Source organism: Pseudomonas sp. COW5, assembly GCF_026240005.1.
Classification (GTDB): Bacteria; Pseudomonadota; Gammaproteobacteria; order Pseudomonadales; family Pseudomonadaceae; genus Aquipseudomonas; species Aquipseudomonas kribbensis.
The window spans coordinates 3,173,272-3,194,990 of the sequence record NZ_JAPHVP010000001.1 but is presented as its reverse complement, the minus strand read 5'-3'; the positions used below and the strand labels follow the sequence as shown (position 1 = coordinate 3,194,990).

The following is a 21,719-nucleotide window of genomic DNA, read 5'->3' as shown; positions in this document are numbered from 1 at the left end:
ACTCAGTGAGCCTCTTCAAGATCGTCGTGCAACAGCCCGAAGATCTGCCGCTTCATGTCGATGAACGAGCGCTCCATCACCATGTCCAGGGTGCGTGGGCGTTCGATCGGCACGTCCAGAATCTGCTTGATCCGCCCCGGCCGAGCGCCCATCACATACACCCGGTCACCGAGCAGGATCGCTTCGTCGATGTCGTGGGTGACGAACAGCACGGTTTTCTTGCTGTTGCCCCACACCCGCAGCAACAGCTGTTGCATTTGCAGGCGGGTCTGGCTGTCGAGGGCACCGAAGGGTTCGTCCATCAGCAGGATCTGCGGGTCGTTGGCCAGGGCCCGGGCAATCGCCACCCGCTGCATCATGCCGCCGGACAACTGCTTGGCGTAGTTGTCGGCAAATCCTGACAACCCGACTTCGTGCACGTAGTGATCGACGATTTCCTTGCGTTTGGCCGCCGGCATGCCCCGGCGCTTGAGGCCGAACTCGACGTTCTGCCGCACGGTCAGCCACGGGAACAGCGTGTAGCTCTGGAACACCATTCCGCGATCCGCGCCAGGGCCCTGCACTTGCTGGCCGCCGACGTAGATCTCGCCGGAGGTCGGCTCGGCCAGGCCGGCGGTGAGGTACAGCAGGCTCGACTTGCCGCAGCCCGACGGCCCGACCAGCACCGCGAATTGCTGATCCGGCACTTCGAACGACACTTCCTCCAGCGCGGTGAACGTACCACCGCCGGGCTTGGTGTAGCGCAGGCTGACCTTGTCCACCTGCAACCTTGGCGCAGCTTGTGCCGGTGCGGCGACCGGCTCGATGAAACGACGGTTGGCAGCGGTTACTGAGCCCATGCGGCAATCCTCAAACGCAAGAAGCGGAACAGTTGATCGGTGACCAGGCCGAGCAGGCCGATGATCGCGATGGCGAGAAAAATCACGTCGACCTGAAAGCCGCGCATGGCCTTGAGGCTCAAGTAGCCGAGGCCACTGGAAGCGGCGACCAGTTCGGCCACCACCAGATAGGTCCAGGCCCAGCCCATGGTCACCCGCAAGGTGTCGAGCACACCGGGCAGCGATGCCGGGGCGATCACGTGCAGCACCGCGTCACGCCGGTTGGAACCGAGGGTGTAGGAAGCGTTGATCAAGTCCTTGGAGATGCCCTTGGACACGTCCGCGACCATCACCAGTTGCTGGAAGAACACGCCGAAAATGATCACCGACACCCGCTGCTCCAGACCGATGCCGATCCAGAGGATGAACAGCGGCACGAACGAGGTCACCGGCAGGTAGCGGATGAAATTGACCATCGGCTCGAGGAACGCCTGGACGATGCGGAAGCTGCCCATCAGCAAACCCAGCGGCACCGCCACCAGCGACGACACGATGAAACCGACCATCACCACTTCGACACTGGCCCAGACATGCTGGCCGAGGGTGCCGTCGCGGCTCAGGCGCACGGCGGCTTCGACCACCGCACCGGGCGTCGGCAGGAACATCCCCGGCACGATGCCGCCATAGGACAACCCGGCCCACAGGCCGACCAGCAACACCCAGGCCAGACCGCTGGCGCTCCACACCACCGGCACCGGCAGCCCGGTCTTCGGCGTGATGCAGCGGCTCAGCCATGAATTGCGCTTGAACATGACCAGTCTCCTAGAGCGGGCTGACGAAACGGTTATCCACCAGATCGTCGTTGCTGACGTTGTAGGGCTTGCCCTGCAGTTCGCTGGCGGTTTCGTTGGCCAGTTTGATCAGCGGCTCGCTGTCACCCGGCGCGCCCGGTTTGCCCAGCAGCTTCTCGCTCATGGCCTGATCGTAGAAACGCACGCCTTGTGCGGCGGCGGCCAGTTCCTTCGGATCGGACAGGTAACCGCCGACGCCCTTGGCCATGATTTCGTAGGCTTTCTGTGGATGGTCCTTGGTGTACTGCACGGCTTTGTAGAGACCGGCGACCAGCGCCTTGACGTCTTCCGGCTGCTTCTCGATCACCGTGCAGTTGAGCGCCACCACATCGACGATCACGCCCGGCGTACTGCTGCTGTCGATCAGCACCTTGCCCTGCTGCTTGTCGCGCACCATCGACAGATGCGGTTCCCAGGTCACGGCGGCCGGCACACGACCGGCGATGAACGCGGTGGCGGCATCGTCGGCGGTCATGTTCTGCACGGTGATGTCGCTCATGCTCATGCCGTTCTTTTTCAGCAGGTACGAGAGCCAGAACTGCGAGGTCGACCCTTCGTTGACGGCCACGGCCTGGCCCTTGAGTTCTTGCAGGCTCTTCACGTTTTTGCCGACCAGCACGCCGTCGCCGCCATGGCTATCATCCAGCGCGGCCACGGCCTTGAAGCAGAACTGCGGGCGGTACTTGAGCACTTCGTCGATGGTCGAGGCCGAGCCGGACAATTGCCCGGATGCCTGGGCGGCCATGTACATCGAGGCTTCCTCGACCACCGGCAATTCGACGGTCAGGCCGTTTTCCTTGAAGTAGCCCAGATCCTGGGCCAGATACAGGGTCCCGTAACCGACCCACGTGGTGTGGCCGATCGACAAGGTGCCGGCCTGGGCGGCGGTGACTGAAAGGGCGGAAATCGCCAGAGGACAAGCAAGACGGGTAAACAAGGACTTGTTCATGGAGCACTCCCAACGCTGTTGATTTAGTTGTCATGGGCAGTACGGCCAGCCGGGGTCTCGCGATTGCACGCTGCGGTCTCTGTCGGACTCTGGCGGGCAATGCCTTGGCTGGCGAAATCGATGTTGACCCAGGCCCGGCGTCAGGAAAACGAGGAAATAGTTAGACGCGAACGATGAAAAAACTGGGTAGTGCGCACCGCGAAAGGGCGCGTCGGGCGGGGGTGCACGGAGGGGGTGCAAGACAGCAAAAACGATGTTGAATCGGCTGACGCAATCGCGAGCAGGCTCGCTCCCACAGGGACCGGTATCGTTCACAAATCTAGTGCACGACCGATAAACCTGTGGGAGCGGGCTTGCCCGCGAAGGGGCCCTTGAGCCTTACAAATACCTCAGAGCCGACCGTATTCCTGCGCCGTACGATCAACCGCTTTCAAGGTCTTGCCCACCAGCTCGTCAATCTCTTCACGGCTGGCAATCAACGCCGGCGCCATGATCATCCGCCCCAGGGTCGAGCGAATGATCACCCCCTCTTCAAAACCGATCGTGCGGCAGCGCCAGGCCATGTCGTTCTCATTGGCGAAGCGCTTGCGTGTGGCCTTGTCTTCCGCCAGTTGAAGCGCCGCGACCATGCCCGTGCCCTGGATATCGCCCACCAGCGGGTGATTGCCGAACACCTCGCGCAGGCACTGTTGCAGGTACGGCCCGATGTCATCCTTGACCCGCGTCACCACGCCTTCATCACGCAGGGCCTTGAGGTTGGCAATCGCCACCGCCGCCGCCACCGGGTGCCCGGAATAGGTCAGGCCGTGAGCGAACACACCGCCCTGCTCCACCAGCACGTCGGCCATTTTCTTCGACAGGATCAGGCCGCCCATCGGGATGTAACCGGAGGTCAGCCCCTTGGCAATGGACAGGGTGTCCGGCTCGAAACCGAAGTATTCATGAGCGAACCATTCGCCGGTGCGACCGAAGCCGCCGATCACTTCATCGGCGCACAACAGCACATCGTATTTGCGGCAGATGCGCTGGATTTCCGGCCAATAGCTTTCCGGCGGGAAGATCATTCCGCCGGCGCCCTGGAACGGTTCGGCGATGAACCCGGCGACCTTGTCGGCACCCAGTTCGAGGATCTTCGCTTCCAGCTGCTGCGCCGCCCGCAAGCCGAATTCCGCAGGGGTCAGATTGCCTTCGTGGGCGAAGAAGTACGGCTCGTCGATGTGCGCGATGTCGGGAATCATCCCGCCCATCTCGTGCATGAACTTCATGCCGCCGAGGGCCGTCGCCGCCAGGGTCGAACCGTGGTAGCCGTTCCAGCGGCCGATCATGATTTTCTTCTCGGGCTTGCCCAGCACCTGCCAGTAACGACGCACGGTCCGGATCAGCACCTCGTTGGCCTCGGAGCCGGAGTTGGTGTAGATCGCGTGGCTGTAGTGCCCCGGCAGCAGGCTGAACAGGAGTTCGGAGAGCTCGATCACCTGCGGGTGGGTGGTGTGGAAAAACATGTTGTAGTACGGCAACTGCTCCAGTTGCCGGCTCGCAGCCGCGTTCAAGTCCTTGCGCCCGTAGCCGAGGTTGGTGCACCACAGCCCGGACATGCCGTCGAGGTAGCGCCGACCGTCGTTGTCCCACAGGTGCAGGCGTTCGCCGCGCACCATCACCCGTGGGCCTTCGTCGTTGAGGGCCTTCTGGTCGACGAACGCATGAATGTGGTGCGCTGCATCGGCGGCCTGGTAGTCGCGGGTTTCACGTGAGGTGGTCATCGCCGGATCTCCTTTTTTGTTGTGAGCGGCTGTCATGAGCGCAGTTGAAACCAGGTGGTTTTCAACTGGGTGTATTTGTCGAACGAGTGCAGCGACAGGTCGCGGCCGAAACCGGACTGCTTGCCGCCGCCGAACGGTACGGTCACGTCCAGCGCATCGACGCTGTTGACCGACACCGTACCGGCTCGCAATTGCCGCGCCATCCGATGGGCGCGGTGCAGATCATCGGTCCACAGCGACGCCGCCAGACCGTAGACGCTGTCGTTGGCCAGTTGCAAGGCGTGGGCCTCGTCATCGAACGGAATCACCGCCAGCACCGGGCCGAACACTTCTTCGCGAAACAGGGTCATGTGCGGCTGCACGTCGGTGAAAATCGTCGGCTGAACGAAGTTGTCTGAACCGTTGAAACTCAGTTGTCGGCCGCCGCAGACGCGGGTCGCACCTTCGCGTTCGGCCTGGTGGATGAAGCGCAGAATGCTTTCGGTCTGACGGGTGTCGACAATCGCCCCAGCGGCACTCGCCGGGTCCAGCGGATCACCTGGCTGCCAGCGTTCGGCCTGAGCCTTCAGTCGCTCGACGAACTCGTCATGAATCGAGCGCTCCACCAACAACCGCGAGTTGGCCGAGCAGACTTCGCCCTGATTGAAGAAGATCCCGAACGCGGCTTTCTGCGCCGCCAGATCCAGATCCTTGCAGTCGGCAAACACCAGATTGGCGCTCTTGCCGCCGCACTCCAGCCACACCTGTTTGAGGTTCGATTGCGCGGAGTACTGCATGAAATATTTGCCGACCTGGGTCGAGCCGGTGAACACCAGACAATCGACATCCGGGTGCAGCCCCAGGGCTTTGCCGGTCTGCTCACCAAGCCCCGGCAGCACATTCAGCACACCGGCCGGCAACCCCGCTTCCAGTGCCAGTTCGGCCAGGCGCAATGCGGAGAATGGTGATTGCTCGGCGGGTTTGAGGATGACCGAGTTGCCCGCCGCCAGCGCCGGCGCGAGTTTCCACGCGGCCATGTCCAGCGGGAAGTTCCACGGCACCACGGCGGCGACCACGCCCAGCGCTTCGCGGGTGATGGTTGCCAGCACGTTCGAGGCGCTCGGCGCGACCTGATCGTAGAGCTTGTCGAGGCTTTCGGCGTACCAGCGGAACACCCCGGCGGCGCCCGGCACGTCGATGTTGTAGGCGTCCATCACCGGTTTGCCCATGTTCAGCGAATCGAGCAGCGCCAGCTCTTCGCGATTGGCCAGAATCAGATCCGCCAGCCGCAGCAGCACTTGCTTGCGCTCGGTGGGCGAACGCCCGGCCCAGGTGCCGGCTTCGAACATCTGCCGCGCATTCTTCACCGCCGCGTCGACATCCTCTTCACCGCACGCGGCGACATTTGCCAGCAACTGGCCGGTGGCCGGGTTGATCGCAGCAAAAGTCTGCCCCGACTGCGCGTCACACAGCTTGCCGTCGATCACGGCCTGGTATGGATAGCTCAATTCAGCGGCCTTGCGCTGCCAGTCTGCAAGTTCGAACACGGTGGATGCTCCTTGGACTTTTATTCTTTTATAAACGGCTGCAGTCGATAGTCGCTCAGGCCGGCGCGAGCCAAAACCAGTAAAAATGTCTTCGCAGACAATAAAAAAGGTAACCAGCCGATGGCCCCCTCGCGCGCGTATGGGGCTATTGTTCAGGGACAAAAAAACCGCCGACAGAACGGAGGCCGGCGGCGTACAAATTGCTTGGATGTGAAATCCGTTCGTTCTGAGGTTCCCGTGGCCGCTTACAACCTGCGTCAGTTGAAATACTTCATCACTACCGTCGAATGCGGCAGCGTCGCCGAAGCGTCGCGCAAGCTGTACATAGCGCAACCGGCGATCTCCACGGCGATCAAGGGGCTGGAAGACAGCTTCGGCGTGCAACTGCTGATCCGCCATCACGCCCAGGGCGTGTCCCTGACACCGAGCGGCGCGCGGTTCTTCCGCAAGGCCCAGGAACTGCTGCGCATGGCCAAGGAGTTCGAACAGAACGCCCTCGCCGACAACGACGTGGTGGCCGGGCAGATCGATATCGGCTGTTTTGAAACCGTCGCGCCGCTGTACCTGCCGCAGCTGATTGCCGGCTTCTCGTCGCTGTATCCGGGGGTGAAGATCCGCATCCGCGATGGCGAACAACAGGAACTGGTGCAAGGCCTGACCTCGGGCACCTTCGACCTCGCGATCCTGTACAAGCACGACCTCGACGCCACCATCGAAACCGAACCGCTGATGCCGGCGCAACGGCCTTACGCCTTGCTGCCGGCAGATCACCGCTTCGCCCAGCTCAAGCAAGTGTCGCTGCGGGACTTGTGCCTGGAGCCGATGATCCTGCTCGACGTGCAACCGAGCCGCACCTACTTCGTCAGCCTGTTCGAAGAACTCGGGCTGTCACCACGCATCGAGTTCAGCTCGCCGTCGATCGAAATGGTGCGCGGCATGGTCGGCCAGGGTTTCGGCTTCTCGATCCTGGTCACCCGCCCGCATTCAGAATGCACCTACGACGGCAAGAAAGTCGTGTGCGTCGACATCGTCGAAGACGTCACCGGCTCAGGCCTGGTGGCGGCGTGGCTCAAACGCGGGCAACTGACCAAACCGGCGCAGTTGTTTGCCGATTATTGTCGGGAGCAGCTGACGGCGAAGGCCAGCCGCTAAACCTCACGTACCGCGCGGTTTGGCTCGTGCGGTAGCTTCTGCCACCAGCGGATCATCCGGCCAGTAATGCTTCGGATACCGCCCTTTCAAATCCTTCCTCACCTCGGCATAGGTGCTGCGCCAGAAGTTGGCCAGATCCTGCGTCACCTGCACCGGACGCCGTGCGGGCGACAGCAGATGCAACTTGACCACTTGCCGGCCGCCAGCGATGCGCGGTGTGTCGGCGAGGCCGAACAACTCCTGCAAGCGCACGGCGAGAATCGGTGGCTGTTCGCTGTAGTCGAGGCGAATCGACGAGCCCGACGGAACGCTCAGCTGATGCGGTGCCTGTTCATCGAGTTGCTGTGGCAGCGGCCACGGCAGCAGATTACGCACGATGCTCGACAGGTCGAGGTTGGCGAAATGGCTGAGGCGCGAGACCTTGCCCAGATAAGGCATCAGCCAGTCTTCGAGGGTTTTCAGCAACGTGGCGTCACTGACATCCGGCCATTGGCTGTCGCCCTTGGCGTCCAGATCGAGCTGACGCAACAAGGCGACTCGCGCCTGCCACTGGCGCAGCTCTGGTGTCCACGGCAGCAGCTCCAGACCTTTGCGTCGCACCAGATTGACCAGTGCCTGGCTGCGGGCGTTTTCGTCGAGACCGGTCAACGGTTCGCGGCTGAGGATCAGTTCGCCGACCTTGCGCTGACGCTCGGCACGCAGCACGCCTTCGCGCTCGTCCCAGTCCAGTTGATCGACGGTGTGCACCTGCTCGGCCAGCACCGAATCGAACAGCGCCGGATCGAAATCCGCCGCCAGATAAATCCGCTCTTCGCGCTGACCTTGGCGGCTGCCGAGGTCGGCGATGACGATCCATGGTTCCTTCATCAGGCTGTCGGCTTCGGCGAACAACGCCGCTCGGCCATTGGCCAGACGATATTCGGCACCACCGGCACGCCGCTGCTGGGCGACGCGATCCGGGTAGGCCAGCGCCAGCAGAGCGCCGAGCCAGCGTGGATGATCCGGATCGGCAACCGGCTCGCTCGCCTTGCCGCGCAGGTAGCCGCGATATTGCCGCGCCAGTTGCCGGGCGCGCTGCACGCCGCCCTGAGCGCCCCGAGCCGCGCGTTCTTCGCCGGACAGCAGCACCAGGCGACTGTGCAGATCCGCCCCCGCGCCGCGCAAGATATCCCGTTCGCCGAGCAATGCGGCGACATCACACGCCATGCTCGCCAGACCCAACGCCTGACCGCGCAGCAACAAATGCGCGATGCGCGGGTGGGCCGGCAATTCAGCCATGGCCTGGCCGTGGCGGTTAAGGCTTTCACCGTCCAGGGCACCGAGGCGCTGCAACAGATCCTGAGCCTGCGCATAGGCAGCAGCTGGCGGCACGTCCAGCCAGATCAGATCACTCGGCGCCACGCCCCAGCGTCCGAGTTGCAAGGCAAGCCCCGCAAGATCCGCCGACAGAATTTCCGCACTGCCATAGGCCGCGAGTTGTTCGTGCTGATCCTGCGACCACAGGCGATAACACACGCCCGGTTCGAGACGCCCGGCCCGGCCTGCACGCTGGGTCGCACTGGCTTTGGAGATGCGTTGAGTGTCGAGGCGAGTCATGCCGCTGCCCGGATCGAAACGCGGCACCCGCGCCAACCCGGCGTCGATCACCACGCGCACGCCGTTGATGGTCAGACTGGTCTCGGCGATGTTGGTGGCCAGCACCACTTTGCGCTGGCCAGCCGGCGCAGGGTCGATAGCGGCACGTTGGGCGTTCAGGTCGAGTTCGCCGTGCAACGGGCAGAGCAACACGTCACTGCGCTCACCGATGGCATCCGCCAGTTGCTGATGAACACGCCGGATTTCCGCCTGCCCCGGCAGGAACACCAACAGGCTGCCGGTTTCATCGTGCAGCGCTTCGAGCACCGTTTGCGTGACGCGCTGATCGATATATTCGCCGGGCTGGAACGGCCGGCCCCAGCGCATCGTCACCGGGAACATCCGGCCCTCGCTGCGCAGGATCGGCGCATCGTCGAGCAAACCGGCCAGACGTTCGCCTTCAAGGGTGGCGGACATCAGCAGAATCTTCAGCGGTTGTTCAGCTCGAAACAGTTCGCGACCGTTCAGACTGAGGGCCAGCGCCAGATCGGCGTCGAGACTGCGTTCGTGGAATTCGTCGAAGATCAGCAGGCCCACGCCCTCCAGCGCCGGGTCGTCCTGCAAGCGCCGGGTGAGAATGCCTTCGGTGAGCACTTCGATGCGTGTATTGGGGCCGACCTTGCTGTCGAGGCGGATGCGATAACCGACGGTTTCACCGACCTTCTCGCCCAGCTCGCTGGCCAGCCGTTCCGCCGCTGCGCGCGCGGCCAACCGACGGGGTTCGAGCATGAGAATGGTCTGCCCGTTCAACCATGTTTCATCGAGCAGGGCCAGGGGCACACGGGTGGTTTTACCGGCGCCGGGCGGTGCTTCGAGCACGGCTTCGTGGCGTGTCGCGAGGGCTTCACGCAGGGCGGGTAAAACGTCATCGATCGGCAACGAATTCATACTGGCTCCCCAGGGCGTGCCCACAGTAAATTGCGAGTCGCGTTAAAGCTGTGAGCGTGCCAGGCAAGGCGCGGGGCGCAGGTAAGGGTCGTTTCCTTACCAAGTCCCGCAACGCAGCATGGCGCGCTCACAGCTTTAGCCCGGAGGGCCGAACCCCGGAAGGATTCGGCAGCCATCACGCGGTATGGATCTGGAGAAAACAACTTCAATCCTCAACGTATTTCGATAGGGGTGAGACGGGGCCGCAATTTACTGTGGGCATGCCCTGCCGGGCCGAGTATAACGGCGAACTGCCAGGCGTTCGTCAGGGTCTTAACTTCACACGATGACGCTTCGTTAACAGATGACTCAGGAGATTCCCATGCGCTTACCTTTTCGCCTGATCGGCGGTGTACTGGTTGCCACCCTGCTCACTCAGATCACCGCGTGCGGTTCGATTTTCTATCCCGACCGGCGCGGTCAGATCGACGGCAAGATCGACCCGGCGATTGCCGTGCTCGATGCCGTGGGCCTGTTGTTCTATATCCTTCCCGGCGTGATCGCGTTTGCCGTGGACTTCACCACCGGCGCGATCTATTTCGAACCGGGCCACACGGCGCAGGTCGATCCGGCCAAGCTCAAGCAAGCCGTCGGCCCGGACGGTCAGGTCGATAACCTCAAGTTGCAGGCTATTCTCGAAACAGAACTGGGCCGCAACCTGCCGCTGGATGACCCGCGCCTGATCCAGCACAAGGGCAGCACCCAGCAACTGGCGATGTTCGGCCTGCAACCTGCCGCATAAGGAATCGACGCACCCATGACCTCCAGCCCCGAACACGCCCGCCTGCTGCGGCTGGCGACCCGCGCCTCGGTGGCGGTGGCCTGTACGCTGATCATCGCCAAAGCCATCGCCTGGTGGCTGAGCGGTTCGGTGAGCATGCTCGCCGGCCTCACCGACTCGGCCCTCGATGGCGTCACCTCGTTGCTCAATCTGCTGGCGGTGCACTACGCACTGCGCCCGGCGGATGACGATCACCGTTATGGCCACGGCAAGGCCGAATCCCTGGCGGGCATGGCGCAGGCGCTGTTCATTGGCGGCAGTGCGGTGCTGATTGCGTTTCAGGCTTATGAGCGCATCCAGCAACCGGAACCGCTCGGCGCGCCCTGGATCAGCATCGGCGTGATCGTGTTTTCCCTGCTGCTGACGGCGGCTCTGCTGATGCTGCAGCATCGGGTGATCAAGCAGACCGGCTCCAACGCCGTGCGAGCGGACTCGCTGCATTACCGTTCGGACATGTTGCTCAACGGCAGCATCCTGATCGCCCTGATCCTGGCGGGTCTGGGCTTTCATCAACTGGATGCCTGGTTCGGCCTGGGGATTGCCGTGTACATCCTCTGGAGCGCGATCCAGATCGCCCGGGAGAGTTTTTCGGTGCTAATGGATGAAGAGCTGCCGGTGGATGTCAGTCAGCACATGCTCGAACTGGCGTGTGGTGTGCCGGGTGTTTTGGGCGCACATGATCTGCGCACGCGGATCTCGGGCAATCACTGGTTCGTGCAGTTGCACCTGGAACTGCCGGGGGAGCTGACGCTGTCAGTCGCCCACGGCATCAGCGATCAGGCCGCCGATGCGATCCACGCTGCCTACCCGCGGGCCGAAGTGCTGGTGCACGCCGACCCGCAGGAAGTGGTGAAAGCCGCCCGGGCTCAGTAGTTGACCTGATAACCGCGACTGCTCAGGCAATTGCCCTGGGCCTGACGGTAGGCCTGCACCACTTCAGGTGCGGGCTGGTAGGTCGCGGTGCGCGGATCGAAACCGCTTTGCTGCACCGCATATTGATAGCACTGGTAGCCGTCCTGCTGGACCTGCTCCGGCGACTGGCCGTTGGCCGGATAGGCTTCCACGTCATAACCGTTGTTTGTCGGTTGCGGCGGTTGCTGCACCGGCGGCTCGACCACTACGTAATCCTGGGTCGCTTCCTGATAGGCGTAATACGAGCCTGCCGCCAGGAACAACAGCGAACCGCCGATCCACACTTCGCGGGCGTAATCCGGCAGGTACTGGATGCGGATCCCCCGTGGCGGCTGAACCACGACATATCTCGGACCTTGCGGGCGATACCAGTAGCCGCCGGAGAAGAAATAATCCTGGCCACGATACGGAACGCGGAAGTCACGATCCGGGAAACGGTCGATCACATGGCCCGGCCGGTATTGCGGACCGGGGCCCCAACCATTGCCATGCCCGTCCGGACGACCCGGCCAGCGACGGTCATCGGGCCGGTTGCCGGTCTGCCAGTTCTGGTGGTAGCCATTCTGCGGGCGCTCGTCGCGGTAATAACCCTGACGCGGCTCCTGAGTCTGGCGCACGGTGTCGGGTCGCGGCTGGATCGGCAAGCTGTTGGCCGGCAGTTGTGGTGGTGGCGGCGGCTGGCGAACCGGATTGGGATTGTAGGCCGGACGGTTCTGGTCGTGGTTCTGCCACTGCCCATTGTTGTGCTGCTGACCGTTGTGCTCGAACTGGCGGCTGTTGTCGCCGCGAATGATCTCGTTGTTCTGCGGCCGCGGCTGATTCTGCTGCGGCTGGTTTTGTGGACGTGGCTGGTTGTTGCCTTCACGGCCTTCGTTGTGGCCCTGATGCTCCCGCTCGCGACCGCCACCCTCGGGGCCGCGATTCTGCGGCTCATCGGCCAGCGCCTGGGCGCAGACACTCACACACAGCAAACCTACACTGGCCAGACGCCAGATACGCGACTTCATGAAATTCCTCACTGCGGGCCGGACCCTGTAATTAAGAGGGTTTGTAGCTAAGACCGGTAAGGGGCACACCGGGTTCTGCAACAGGTTATCAGTCACGCCATTTATTTATTGAGCGAGCGAGGCCAAATCGCGGGCAAGAAAAAAGGGAGACCCGTCGGCCTCCCTTTTAGAGAACTTCGTCCTGGCTCGACGCTTTTGACGTCGGCTCACCTCACGCCGTCTTCTGGACAGTGTGCAGCTCGGGGGCCGGCACAACCCCGGTGGGGGTGGCGGCCACGGCGGGCCTGATTGGGCGGGCCGCAGTGGACTGTGTTACCGAGCAGTGATTCTGGTGATAAGAATAGGCCTGAGGCCGCGACAGATGATTGCGAAGATTGCTCAATTAAACACCACTTGCGCAATTTTTAACCCTGGATAGATAATCCGCCGCAATAGTTAGAACCAAGGACCGATTGATGAGCAAACTCGACCGTTACGACCTGAGCATTTTGGCGGAATTGCAGCGCGACGCCCGCATCTCCAACCAGGAACTGGCAGAGCGCATCGGTCTGTCGCCCTCCCCGTGCTCACGCCGGGTCAAGCAACTGGAGGACGACGGCTACATCTCGCGCCAGGTGGCCCTGCTGGACCGCAAGATGCTCGGCCTGAGCCTGACCGCCTACGTGCTGATCGGCATGGACCGGCACACGCCGGAGCGTTTCGAGAACTTCGAAGCGGCGATCCGCACCTTGCCGCAGGTGCTTGAATGCAGCCTGGTGACCGGGGTCGATGCCGACTATCAACTGAAGGTCGTGGTGCCGGACATGGATCACTATCAGAAGCTGCTGCTGGGGCATCTGACCCGGATTGAAGGCGTGACCAGCGTTCGGTCGAGTTTTGTGCTGAATCAGGTGCTCAACAGCACCGAGCTGCCGCTGACTCATCTGCGTAGCTGAAATCGACGAATGACTGCGGCACACCGACGCAGGTCAATGCTGCGTCGTTCGCCGCTGGCGTATACTCCCGCCCGCCCTTTCAGCCGCACAGCGCCGGAGATGCCCGATGGATCCAGCAGTATTTGAAGAGTGGATGATGACCGGCCTGGTCAGCATCCTGATCATTTTCATGGGTTTCATCGTCTGGGATCTGGCGAAGAAGTCCAAGGCCGGGCGCTTCGGCTCGTTCATTCTGTTCTTCGTGCTGGGCCTGGGCGTGGCCGCGTTCATCATCAAGAGTGTGGTGATCGGCCTGATCGAATCCGGCGCCTTATAAGCGCGCCGGCACTTCTTTCCACTGGCCCTGATCGAGCCCTTCGATCGTCCAGTCACCAATCCTGACCCGCACCAGCCGCAACGTCGGCAACCCTACCGCCGCCGTCATTCGCCGCACCTGACGGTTGCGCCCTTCGCGAATCACCAGCTCCAGCCAGGTTGTCGGAATGGTTGCGCGAAAGCGTACCGGCGGATTGCGTGGCCACAGTTCAGGCTCCTCCAGTTGCCGCGCTTCGGCGGGCAAGGTCATGCCGTCATTCAGTTCGACACCGTCACGCAGGCGCTGCAACTGCTCGGCCGTCGGCACGCCTTCGACCTGCACCCAATACGTCTTCGCCAGCTTGTGCTTGGGGTCGGCGATCCGCGCCTGCAACTGGCCATCGTTGGTCAGCAGCAGCAAACCTTCACTGTCGCGATCCAGCCGTCCGGCCGGGTAGATGCCCGGAACGTCGACGTAATCCTTGAGCGTCGCCCGCCCTTCGCCGTCGCTGAACTGCGTCAGCACATCGAACGGTTTGTTGAACAGGATCAGCTTCGGCTCGGCCGGCGGTGCCTTGGCGACACGGCGCGGGGCTGAAGAAGCTGGCTTCGCGCCGGGGCGGCGGGAAGGTGGACGTTGGGGACGGGACATGGGCAAAACAACATCTAACGGTCGGGGCTGACAATGCTAGTGCCCCGACCGCCAAATAACCACGACTAACCGTTAGCGGAACGGCGGCTCGTCGAAGCTGCGCAGTTTGCGCGAGTGCAGTGAATTGAGTTCGGTGCGCAGCAGATCAACCGCTTCGATGCCGATCTTCAAGTGCTGGCTGACCGCGCGCTCGTAGAACGCGTTGGCCGAACCCGGCAGCTTGATTTCACTGTGCAGGGGTTTGTCCGAGACGCACAGCAACGTGCCGTACGGCACCCGCAGGCGATAACCCTGAGCGGCGATGGTGCCGCTTTCCATGTCCACTGCCACGGCGCGGGACAGGTTGATCAGCGGTCGCTCCTGGGCCCAGCGCAATTCCCAATTGCGGTCGTCGTAGGTCAGCACGGTGCCAGTGCGCAGGCGCTTCTTCAGCTCTTCGCCCTTCTCGCCGGTGATGTTGGCCGCCGCTTGCTGCAGCGCCAGTTGCACCTCGGCCAGAGCCGGGATCGGAATGTTCGGCGGCACCACCCGGTCGAGAATCCCGTCGCGACGCATGTAAGCGTGAGCCAGCACGTAGTCGCCGATGGTCTGCGACTGACGCAGGCCGCCGCAGTGACCGATCATCAGCCAGCAATGCGGACGCAGCACGGCCAGGTGGTCAGTGATGTTCTTGGCGTTGGACGGGCCGACGCCGATGTTCACCAGGGTCACGCCGTGGCCATCGCTGGCGATCAGGTGATAGGCCGGCATCTGGTAGCGGTGCCAGACGACGCCGGCGGCAATCGCCGAGGCTTCGCCGTGATCCATGCCCTTTTCGATGATCACGTTGCCCGGCAACACCATGCGCACGAAACGCGGGTCGCGGCGCAATTGCTCCAGACCGTGGACGATGAACTGGTCGACGTAACGGTGGTAGTTGGTCAGCAAAATCCACGGCTGCACATGACGCCAGTCGCTGCCGGTGTAGTGCACCAGACGACGCAGCGAGAAGTCGACGCGGGCCGCATCGAACAGCGCCAGCGGCAGTGGATCGGTGTTTTCCCAGTCGTAGAGACCGTCGGCGATGCCATCGGTGGCGGCGGACAGGTCGGTACTCGGAAACACTCGCGCCAGCACGGCGGCGGTGACGCCGGAGCCGGCCAGTTCATCGCCCTGCTCGACCACGTACGGGTACGGAATGTTCTGCTCGCTGACCCCGACTTCCACGGTCACCGTGAAGTCATGCATCAGCGGCGTAAGCTGCTCCAGCAGGTATTTGCGAAACGCCGCCGGGTGGGTGACGGTCACGCTGTAGGTGCCCGGCAGCTGCACCTTGGCGTAGGCGCGGGTGGTCTGCGGGACTTCGCCCTGGCAGTGATAGGTCAGACGCAGTTCGGGATAACGGAACAGGGCACGTTGCTCGGCGTCGGGCTCGACGCGATCCTTGAGATAACGCTTGAGCGCCGAGTTCAGCGCCGTGGTGGCCCGCTCATGCAGCTCGGCCAGACGATCCACGGCTTGTTCGGCGGTTTGAACGACAATAAACGCTTCGGTCACGATCAGCTTCCTGTGTTCTGACTTGCAGAGCTTCATCTTGCCTGCATCGTGGCTTCACGGAAACAGTGGCATGTTGGCTGTTCAGCAATCCGTCAGCGGCGGGAGCCCGCCTGCCGGCTCCCACAGTCCACTTGCATGAAGTCAGAAACCTTGCGGTGTCGAGCGGGCAACGATGGCTTCGACATCCAGCCCACGGGGCAACGCGCCGTAGACCCGACCGCCCCCGCTCAGACGACTGGCAATAAAGGCATCGCTGACCGCCGAATTCCCGGCCTCCAGCAACAGCTTCGCTTGCAGCCCCAGAGCGATGTCTTCGGTCAGTTGTCGCGCACGGTATTGAATGTCGCTGGTGTCCTTGAACGACGCCTGCAATTGCTGGATATGCGCCGCAAGACGTTTGTCGCCATGACCGTCGCCCAGTTCGTTGAACAGCACATCCAGCACACCCGGCTCTTTCGACAGTGCGCGCAACACATCGAGGCATTGCACGTTGCCGGAACCTTCCCACGTCGAGTTCACCGGAGCTTCGCGGTACAGGCGCGGCAAAATGCTGTCTTCGACATACCCGGCGCCGCCCATGCATTCGGCCGCTTCGTTGATCATCCCTGGCGCACGTTTGCAGATCCAGTATTTACCCACCGCCGTCACCAGCCGGGCGAATTGCGCTTCATGGCGATCATTCAGATGATCCAGCGCCTTGCCCATGCGCAGGCTCAGGGCCAGCGCGGCTTCGCTTTCCAGCGCCAGATCGGCCAGCACGTTTTGCATCAGCGGTTGTTCGCTGAGCAATTTGCCGCCGACCTTGCGGTGGGCGCAGTGATGGCTGGCCTGGGTCAGCGCCTGACGCATCAGCGAACTGGAACCGACCATGCAATCGAAGCGGGTCATGGCCACCATCTCAATGATGGTCGGCACGCCGCGCCCTTCTTCGCCGACCATCCACGCCAGCGCGCCACGGAACTCGACTTCGCTGGAGGCGTTGGACTGGTTGCCGAGTTTGTTTTTCAGGCGCTGGATGTAGAACTGATTGCGCGTGTCGTCCGGGCGATGGCGCGGCAGCAGGAAACAGGTCAGGCCCTTGTCGGTCTGCGCCAGCGTGAGAAACGCATCGCACATCGGCGCCGAACAGAACCACTTGTGACCCACCAGCTCATAAGCCTGGCCCGGGCCACTGGCGCCGACCGGATAAGCCTTGGTGGTGTTGGCCCGCACGTCAGTGCCGCCCTGTTTCTCGGTCATCGCCATGCCAATGGTGACGCCCGCCTTGTGGGCCATGCCGACATTGCGCGGGTCGTATTCGGTGGCGAGAATTTTCGGCAACCACTGTTCGGCCAGATCCGGCTGCAAGCGCAGCGCGGGGACACTGGCGAAAGTCATGGTCAACGGGCAACCGCTGCCGGCCTCGGCCTGGCTGTGCAGATAGCTCATGGAGGCGCGGGCAACATGGGCGCCGTCCTGTGGATGAGCCCAGGGCAACGACGTGAGGCCATGTTCGATGGCCGTGCGCATCAGCTCGTGATACGCCGGGTGAAACTCCACCAGATCGATGCGATGACCGTAGCAGTCATGGCTGGCAAATACCGGTTTGTTCTGGTTGGCGAGGAATCCGGCCTCCATCAGCGGCCCGCCGGCCAATGCGCCGTAGGCATCGATCCGCGGCTCGGCCCAGCCGGCGCCGAACCGCCGCGACCACTCCTGCAGCGGCAGGTCGATGCGGTACAGGTTGGTGCCGTCCAGCGACGGTGGCTGGTTGGTCACTTCGTGGGTTTCGGCGAACTGATGCAGGTTCATGACGGGGCTCCTTGATCGGCCAGAGCTTCAGTTAAGCACCGCCCCCGAACCGATCAAAGTGTCATATCGGCCTAAATGCCGGCGCTTTCACCCTGTCAGCAACTCAATACCCGCCGCTGCATCGCGACCTGCAAGTCTTCGAATTTCACCGGTTTGCTCAAGTAATCGATCGAGCCGGCGGAAGCGCAATGCTCTCGATCCACCCCCAGCGCGATCACGAACACCGGCAGGTTGGCGCAGCCCGGCAGGTCGTGGATCTGGCTGCACAACGATGCGCCATCGAGCGGTGGCAACTGGCAATCGATCAGCACCGCATCGAACGGTTCGCGCTGCAGGCATTCGATGGCTGCAGCACCGTGGTCGGCGGTGCGCACGCGGAAACCGAGCTTGAGCAACATGCCGCGCATCACCAATTGATTGACGCTGTTGTCGTCCACCAGCAACACGGTGCAGTCCTGCGGTGCGCGTATGGCATCGCGAACAAGCGTCGGCGCGGCTTCGACGGCGGGCAACTCGAACTCGACGTCCAGCTGGAAACGACTGCCGCGCCCCGGCTCGGAACGGTGCGTGAGTTTGCCACCGAGCAATTCCACCAGTTGTCGGCAGATCGCCAGACCGACGCCCAGGCCGCCGTACTCACGGGTCATGGAACCGTCGAGCTGGAAGAAGCGCTGATACAGCGTGGCTTCGCCCAGATCGGTGAAACCGATGCCGGTGTCGATCACCGCAAAGGACAGCGCCAGACGATTGTCTGTCGACGGTTTGCCGGTAACCCGTAATGCGAGACCGCCGACACGGGTAAACTTGATCGCGTTGTCCAGCAGGCATTCCAGGCATTGCGCGAGTTTGGCGCTGTCGCCATGCAGGCGATCCGGCAGGGTCGGCAGCACGTCGACTTTGAAGTCCAGCGATTTGCTCGACGCATTGCCGTCGAACTGCACGCGCAGCGCCTCGACCACCGCGCGCAGGCTGAAACTGCCCGGCGTGGCCTTGAGCTTGCCGGCCTGCAATTCGGTCAGGGTCAGGATCCCGTTGACCATGCGCATCATGTCCCGGGCCGAACCGGCGGCGGTCTGCTGGTATTGCTCCAGTTCCGGGTCCAGCTCGACGGTCTGCATCAGTTCCAGCGAACCGATCACGCCGTTCATCGGCGTGCGCAGTTCGTGGGTCAGGGTCGCAAGGAATTCATCCTTGAGCTTGTTGCTGTGGGCCAGTTGCTGGTTGAGCACTTCGAGTTTCTGGCCGGCGTCGAACAAGGTCTGCGCCTGTTGTTCACGCATTGCATTAATGCGGTCGGCCAGCGCCAGCGACAGCAGCGCCACTTCGATGGCCGAGCCGATCTGGCTGGCGTACATGGTCAGGAACACGTTCGGCAGCAAGCCCAGAACCATCATCGTGTTGACGATCCCGCCGAGCAGAAACGCCGACCAGGCGATGATGAAGTAGCGGGCCACGCGCAGGCCGCGCCACCAGGCGAGGATCCCGGCGGCGAAGATCACCACGGTAAAGGTCAGCGCCAGGGTCGTCGCCAGGCGCAGGGCCAAGGCGTAACTGGTCATCAGCGACAGACCGATCACCAGTGCGCCGAAAGCGATCAAGGCAATCAACAGCCGGTCGAGCCAGCGGCTGTGGTTCTTGGTCTGCAAGAAACTGCGGGCGAACTGGCTGCCGAACAGACCTGCGCAACCAATGAAGAATGGCGTGGCGGCGTTGGCCCACCATGGGTTGTCCGGCCAAAAATACTCGACCGCTGCGCCATTCACCGACAGCTGGTACAGCCCGAACGACGCGATATAGAAGATGTAGTAGAGATAACTGGTGTCGCGCACGCTGAGGTAGATGAACAGGTTGTAGACCAGCATCCCCAGCAGCACGCCATAAATCAGGCCCAGCACATACAGGCGCACTGGCTGGTCTTCGAGGTACGCGGTGCTCGACCACAAAGTCACCGGCGCCTGGATCGAGCCTTCGCTGGACAGCCGCAAGTAAACGGTCTGTTGCTGGTCAGGCTTGAACGTGAGGTTGAACAGGTAGTTGTTCTGCCGGATCTCGCGACTGGCGAACGGCAACGCGTCCCCGGTCTGGCGCACCAGGCGATAGTCGCCGGCGGCGTCGGGCAGATACAGGTCGAGGTGATCGAGCGGCGGATAGGCCAGCTCCAGCAGCCAGGTACGCTGCGCCGCCGGATTGCTCGGACGGTAATGCAGGTCGATCTTCAGCCAGAACGCCGAGCGCGAGTAACCGGCATTGAGCGTGGCTTTATCGTGTTTTTTGAATTGTCCGGCAGCGGCCTGCGCGCGGACGTCGGCAATGCTCGCCTGACCGCTCGGGTCTTCGAACACTTGCAGGGATCGACCCAGGGGGAGGCTCTGGGTGAACTCGTCGAACTCGACGGCGTTTGCCAGGAGGGGCAAACAGAACAGCAACATCAACAAATAGCGCATTGAAGCCCCAGCGTGGCTTGTCCGGTTGTGTCAGGAAGCCCCCCATTCCCTTTGAGATGACGTAAAACCGGTATTACCTGTTATTGGTTTGGATCCACTCTAGCATAGCCGTTGATGGCCATTGAGCACCATGGAAATTTTTCTGACAAAGGCTCTAGAACGGGCATCTCAGAGCAAAACACCGAGCTAGAGCTGTTGGCTTGGTCAGATTGTTACAAGCCTTGCGGATCCGGTTATCGAGGTTATCGGCCAAGCGCTGCGCCACAACACCCGAAAAACAGGTTTGGTGGTAAGCTCGCGCACCATGAATATCTACAGCTCCCGCCCCGTTGTCCTCTGTCTCTCCGGCCACGACCCCAGTGGTGGCGCCGGCTTGCAGGCAGATATCGAAGCCCTGCTCGCTCAGGGTTGCCATGCGGCTCCGGCCGTCACCGCCCTGACCGTGCAAGACACCGTCAACGTCACTGACTTTCGCGTCCTCGACCGTGAGTGGGTACTGGCCCAGGCCAATGCCGTGCTCAACGATTCCGAAGTCGCGGCAGTGAAACTGGGCATGCTCGGTTCCCTGGAAATGGTCGACACCGTTGTCGAACTGCTCCAGGCGCACCCGCACTTGCCAGTGGTCTGCGACCCGGTGCTGCGCGCCGGCGGCGGCGGACGCCTGGGCAAGGACGAAGTCGGCTACGCCATGCGCGAACGCCTGCTGCCGCTGTCGATCATCGCCACCCCCAACCTTCCCGAAGCCCGGATCCTCGCCGAACTGCCAGAAGGCACCGCGGACGAGTGTGCTGAAAAACTGTTGCCGTTCATCAAGAACCTGCTGATCACCGGCGGCCACGGCGACGAAACCGAAATCCACAATCGCCTGTACAGCCGTGACGGCCTGCGCGAAACCTTCAAGTGCCAGCGTCTGCCGGGCAGCTATCACGGCTCCGGCTGCACCCTGGCCAGCACCCTCGCCGGTCGACTGGCACAGGGCGAAAACCTGGCCAGCGCCGTGCGTACCGCGCTGGATTACACCTGGCGCACCCTGCGCGATGCCGAACAACTGGGCAAAGGCCAGTTCGTGCCGCGTCGCCTGCCGCTGGATTTCTGCTCGTAACGTCGTGAGGTCTGCCTGATGAAACTACGTGGCCTGTACGCCATTACCGACGGTCCATTGCTGGCCGGCAAGTTTCTGCCGTACGTGGAGGCGGCGCTGGAAGGCGGCGTCACCCTCCTGCAATACCGCGACAAGAGCAGCGACGAAGCCCGGCGCCTGCGTGAGGCCGAGGCCTTGCGTGATCTGTGCGAGCGCTACAAGACCCAGTTGATCATCAACGATGACGCCGAACTGGCCGCACGCCTGAACGTCGGCGTACATCTGGGCCAGACCGACGGCCCGCTGTCGCCGACCCGCGCCCTGCTCGGTTCGAAAGCGATCATCGGTTCGACCTGCCACGCGCAACTCGAACTGGCCGAACTGGCTGCCAAAGAAGGTGCGAGCTACGTCGCCTTCGGTCGCTTCTTCAATTCCAACACCAAACCCGGCGCGCCGACCTGCAGCCTCGATCTGCTCGACGAGGCCAAACGCACTTTGCACCTGCCGATCTGCGCGATCGGCGGCATCACCCTCGACAACGCCGCGCCGCTGGTAGCCCACGGTGTCGATCTGCTGGCCGTGGTCCATGGCCTGTTCGGCGCCGACAGCACCGCCGAAGTGACCCGCCGCGCCCGCGCCTTCAACGAATTACTAAAAGTCTGAGAGCC

General features: G+C 62.7%; 18 protein-coding genes. 7 read left to right on the top strand and 11 right to left on the bottom strand.

Going from position 1 to position 21,719, the window contains the following annotated elements:
- Nucleotides 1-2: 2 nt before the first annotated feature.
- The 5 genes from OQ248_RS14565 to OQ248_RS14545 all read right to left on the bottom strand — a co-directional run bounded on the left by OQ248_RS14565 (nt 3) and on the right by OQ248_RS14545 (nt 5,904).
- Complete coding sequence (locus OQ248_RS14565) at nt 3-839, bottom strand: ABC transporter ATP-binding protein (protein WP_265813165.1); 837 nt, start codon at nt 837-839, stop codon at nt 3-5.
- Nucleotides 827-1,630, bottom strand: coding sequence for an ABC transporter permease (locus tag OQ248_RS14560; protein ID WP_119430100.1), 804 nt, complete (start codon nt 1,628-1,630; stop codon nt 827-829). Before OQ248_RS14560 ends, OQ248_RS14565 begins: the two co-directional genes overlap by 13 nt.
- Before the next feature lie 10 nt (nt 1,631-1,640).
- Nucleotides 1,641-2,618 (bottom strand): ABC transporter substrate-binding protein, encoded by a 978-nt coding sequence (locus OQ248_RS14555; RefSeq protein ID WP_192552405.1) that lies wholly within the window; start codon nt 2,616-2,618, stop codon nt 1,641-1,643.
- Nucleotides 2,619-3,007: 389 nt separating this feature from the next.
- Nucleotides 3,008-4,378: an aspartate aminotransferase family protein gene (locus tag OQ248_RS14550; protein ID WP_114885707.1), complete on the bottom strand. Its 1,371-nt coding sequence runs from the start codon at nt 4,376-4,378 to the stop codon at nt 3,008-3,010.
- A gap of 32 nt (nt 4,379-4,410) precedes the next feature.
- Entirely contained in the window at nt 4,411-5,904 is a 1,494-nt protein-coding gene (locus OQ248_RS14545) for an aldehyde dehydrogenase (protein ID WP_265813164.1), read from the bottom strand.
- Nucleotides 5,905-6,141: 237 nt separating this feature from the next.
- Here OQ248_RS14545 and OQ248_RS14540 point away from each other — a divergent pair, with 237 nt between their 5' ends.
- Complete coding sequence (locus OQ248_RS14540; RefSeq protein ID WP_265813163.1) at nt 6,142-7,056, top strand: LysR family transcriptional regulator; 915 nt, start codon at nt 6,142-6,144, stop codon at nt 7,054-7,056.
- Between the two features lie 3 nt (nt 7,057-7,059).
- On the opposite strand, the gene hrpB is transcribed toward OQ248_RS14540, so the two are convergent.
- A complete protein-coding gene (gene hrpB, locus OQ248_RS14535) occupies nt 7,060-9,579 on the bottom strand; it encodes an ATP-dependent helicase HrpB (protein WP_265813162.1) in 2,520 nt (839 codons plus the stop codon).
- A gap of 361 nt (nt 9,580-9,940) precedes the next feature.
- Between hrpB and OQ248_RS14530 the strand changes: the two genes are divergently transcribed.
- Entirely contained in the window at nt 9,941-10,360 is a 420-nt protein-coding gene (locus OQ248_RS14530; protein ID WP_134828201.1) for a polyribonucleotide nucleotidyltransferase, read from the top strand.
- Between the two features lie 15 nt (nt 10,361-10,375).
- On the top strand, nt 10,376-11,272 hold the full coding sequence (locus tag OQ248_RS14525; protein ID WP_085712262.1) for a cation diffusion facilitator family transporter: 897 nt from the start codon (nt 10,376-10,378) through the stop codon (nt 11,270-11,272).
- Here the strand turns inward: OQ248_RS14525 and OQ248_RS14520 are convergent.
- On the bottom strand, nt 11,266-12,318 hold the full coding sequence (locus OQ248_RS14520) for a DUF6515 family protein (RefSeq protein WP_248740496.1): 1,053 nt from the start codon (nt 12,316-12,318) through the stop codon (nt 11,266-11,268). The two genes, OQ248_RS14525 and OQ248_RS14520, sit on opposite strands and share 7 nt — an antisense overlap.
- A 455-nt stretch (nt 12,319-12,773) precedes the next feature.
- On the opposite strand from OQ248_RS14520, the gene OQ248_RS14515 reads away from it, so the two are divergent.
- Nucleotides 12,774-13,253 carry an Lrp/AsnC family transcriptional regulator gene (locus OQ248_RS14515; RefSeq protein WP_007909658.1) on the top strand — a complete coding sequence of 160 codons (480 nt, stop codon included), beginning with the start codon at nt 12,774-12,776 and terminating at the stop codon, nt 13,251-13,253.
- 106 nt (nt 13,254-13,359) lie between these two features.
- Nucleotides 13,360-13,569 (top strand): DUF2788 domain-containing protein, encoded by a 210-nt coding sequence (locus OQ248_RS14510; RefSeq protein ID WP_003228500.1) that lies wholly within the window; start codon nt 13,360-13,362, stop codon nt 13,567-13,569.
- Here the strand turns inward: OQ248_RS14510 and OQ248_RS14505 are convergent.
- The 4 genes from OQ248_RS14505 to OQ248_RS14490 form a co-directional block, all read right to left on the bottom strand.
- Nucleotides 13,564-14,199, bottom strand: coding sequence for a pseudouridine synthase (locus OQ248_RS14505; RefSeq protein WP_265813160.1), 636 nt, complete (start codon nt 14,197-14,199; stop codon nt 13,564-13,566). The two genes, OQ248_RS14510 and OQ248_RS14505, sit on opposite strands and share 6 nt — an antisense overlap.
- Before the next feature lie 72 nt (nt 14,200-14,271).
- A complete protein-coding gene (gene amn / locus OQ248_RS14500) occupies nt 14,272-15,771 on the bottom strand; it encodes an AMP nucleosidase (RefSeq protein WP_162130486.1) in 1,500 nt (499 codons plus the stop codon).
- Between the two features lie 105 nt (nt 15,772-15,876).
- Nucleotides 15,877-17,526 carry an acyl-CoA dehydrogenase family protein gene (locus OQ248_RS14495; RefSeq protein WP_265813159.1) on the bottom strand — a complete coding sequence of 550 codons (1,650 nt, stop codon included), beginning with the start codon at nt 17,524-17,526 and terminating at the stop codon, nt 15,877-15,879.
- Between the two features lie 95 nt (nt 17,527-17,621).
- Complete coding sequence (locus tag OQ248_RS14490) at nt 17,622-19,970, bottom strand: hybrid sensor histidine kinase/response regulator (protein WP_265813158.1); 2,349 nt, start codon at nt 19,968-19,970, stop codon at nt 17,622-17,624.
- Between the two features lie 304 nt (nt 19,971-20,274).
- Here OQ248_RS14490 and OQ248_RS14485 point away from each other — a divergent pair, with 304 nt between their 5' ends.
- Both OQ248_RS14485 and thiE read left to right on the top strand, forming a co-directional pair.
- Nucleotides 20,275-21,072, top strand: a complete 798-nt coding sequence (locus tag OQ248_RS14485; RefSeq protein ID WP_085712267.1) for a hydroxymethylpyrimidine/phosphomethylpyrimidine kinase — start codon at nt 20,275-20,277, stop codon at nt 21,070-21,072.
- A gap of 18 nt (nt 21,073-21,090) precedes the next feature.
- Complete coding sequence (gene thiE / locus OQ248_RS14480; RefSeq protein ID WP_265813157.1) at nt 21,091-21,714, top strand: thiamine phosphate synthase; 624 nt, start codon at nt 21,091-21,093, stop codon at nt 21,712-21,714.
- Nucleotides 21,715-21,719 lie beyond the last annotated feature (5 nt).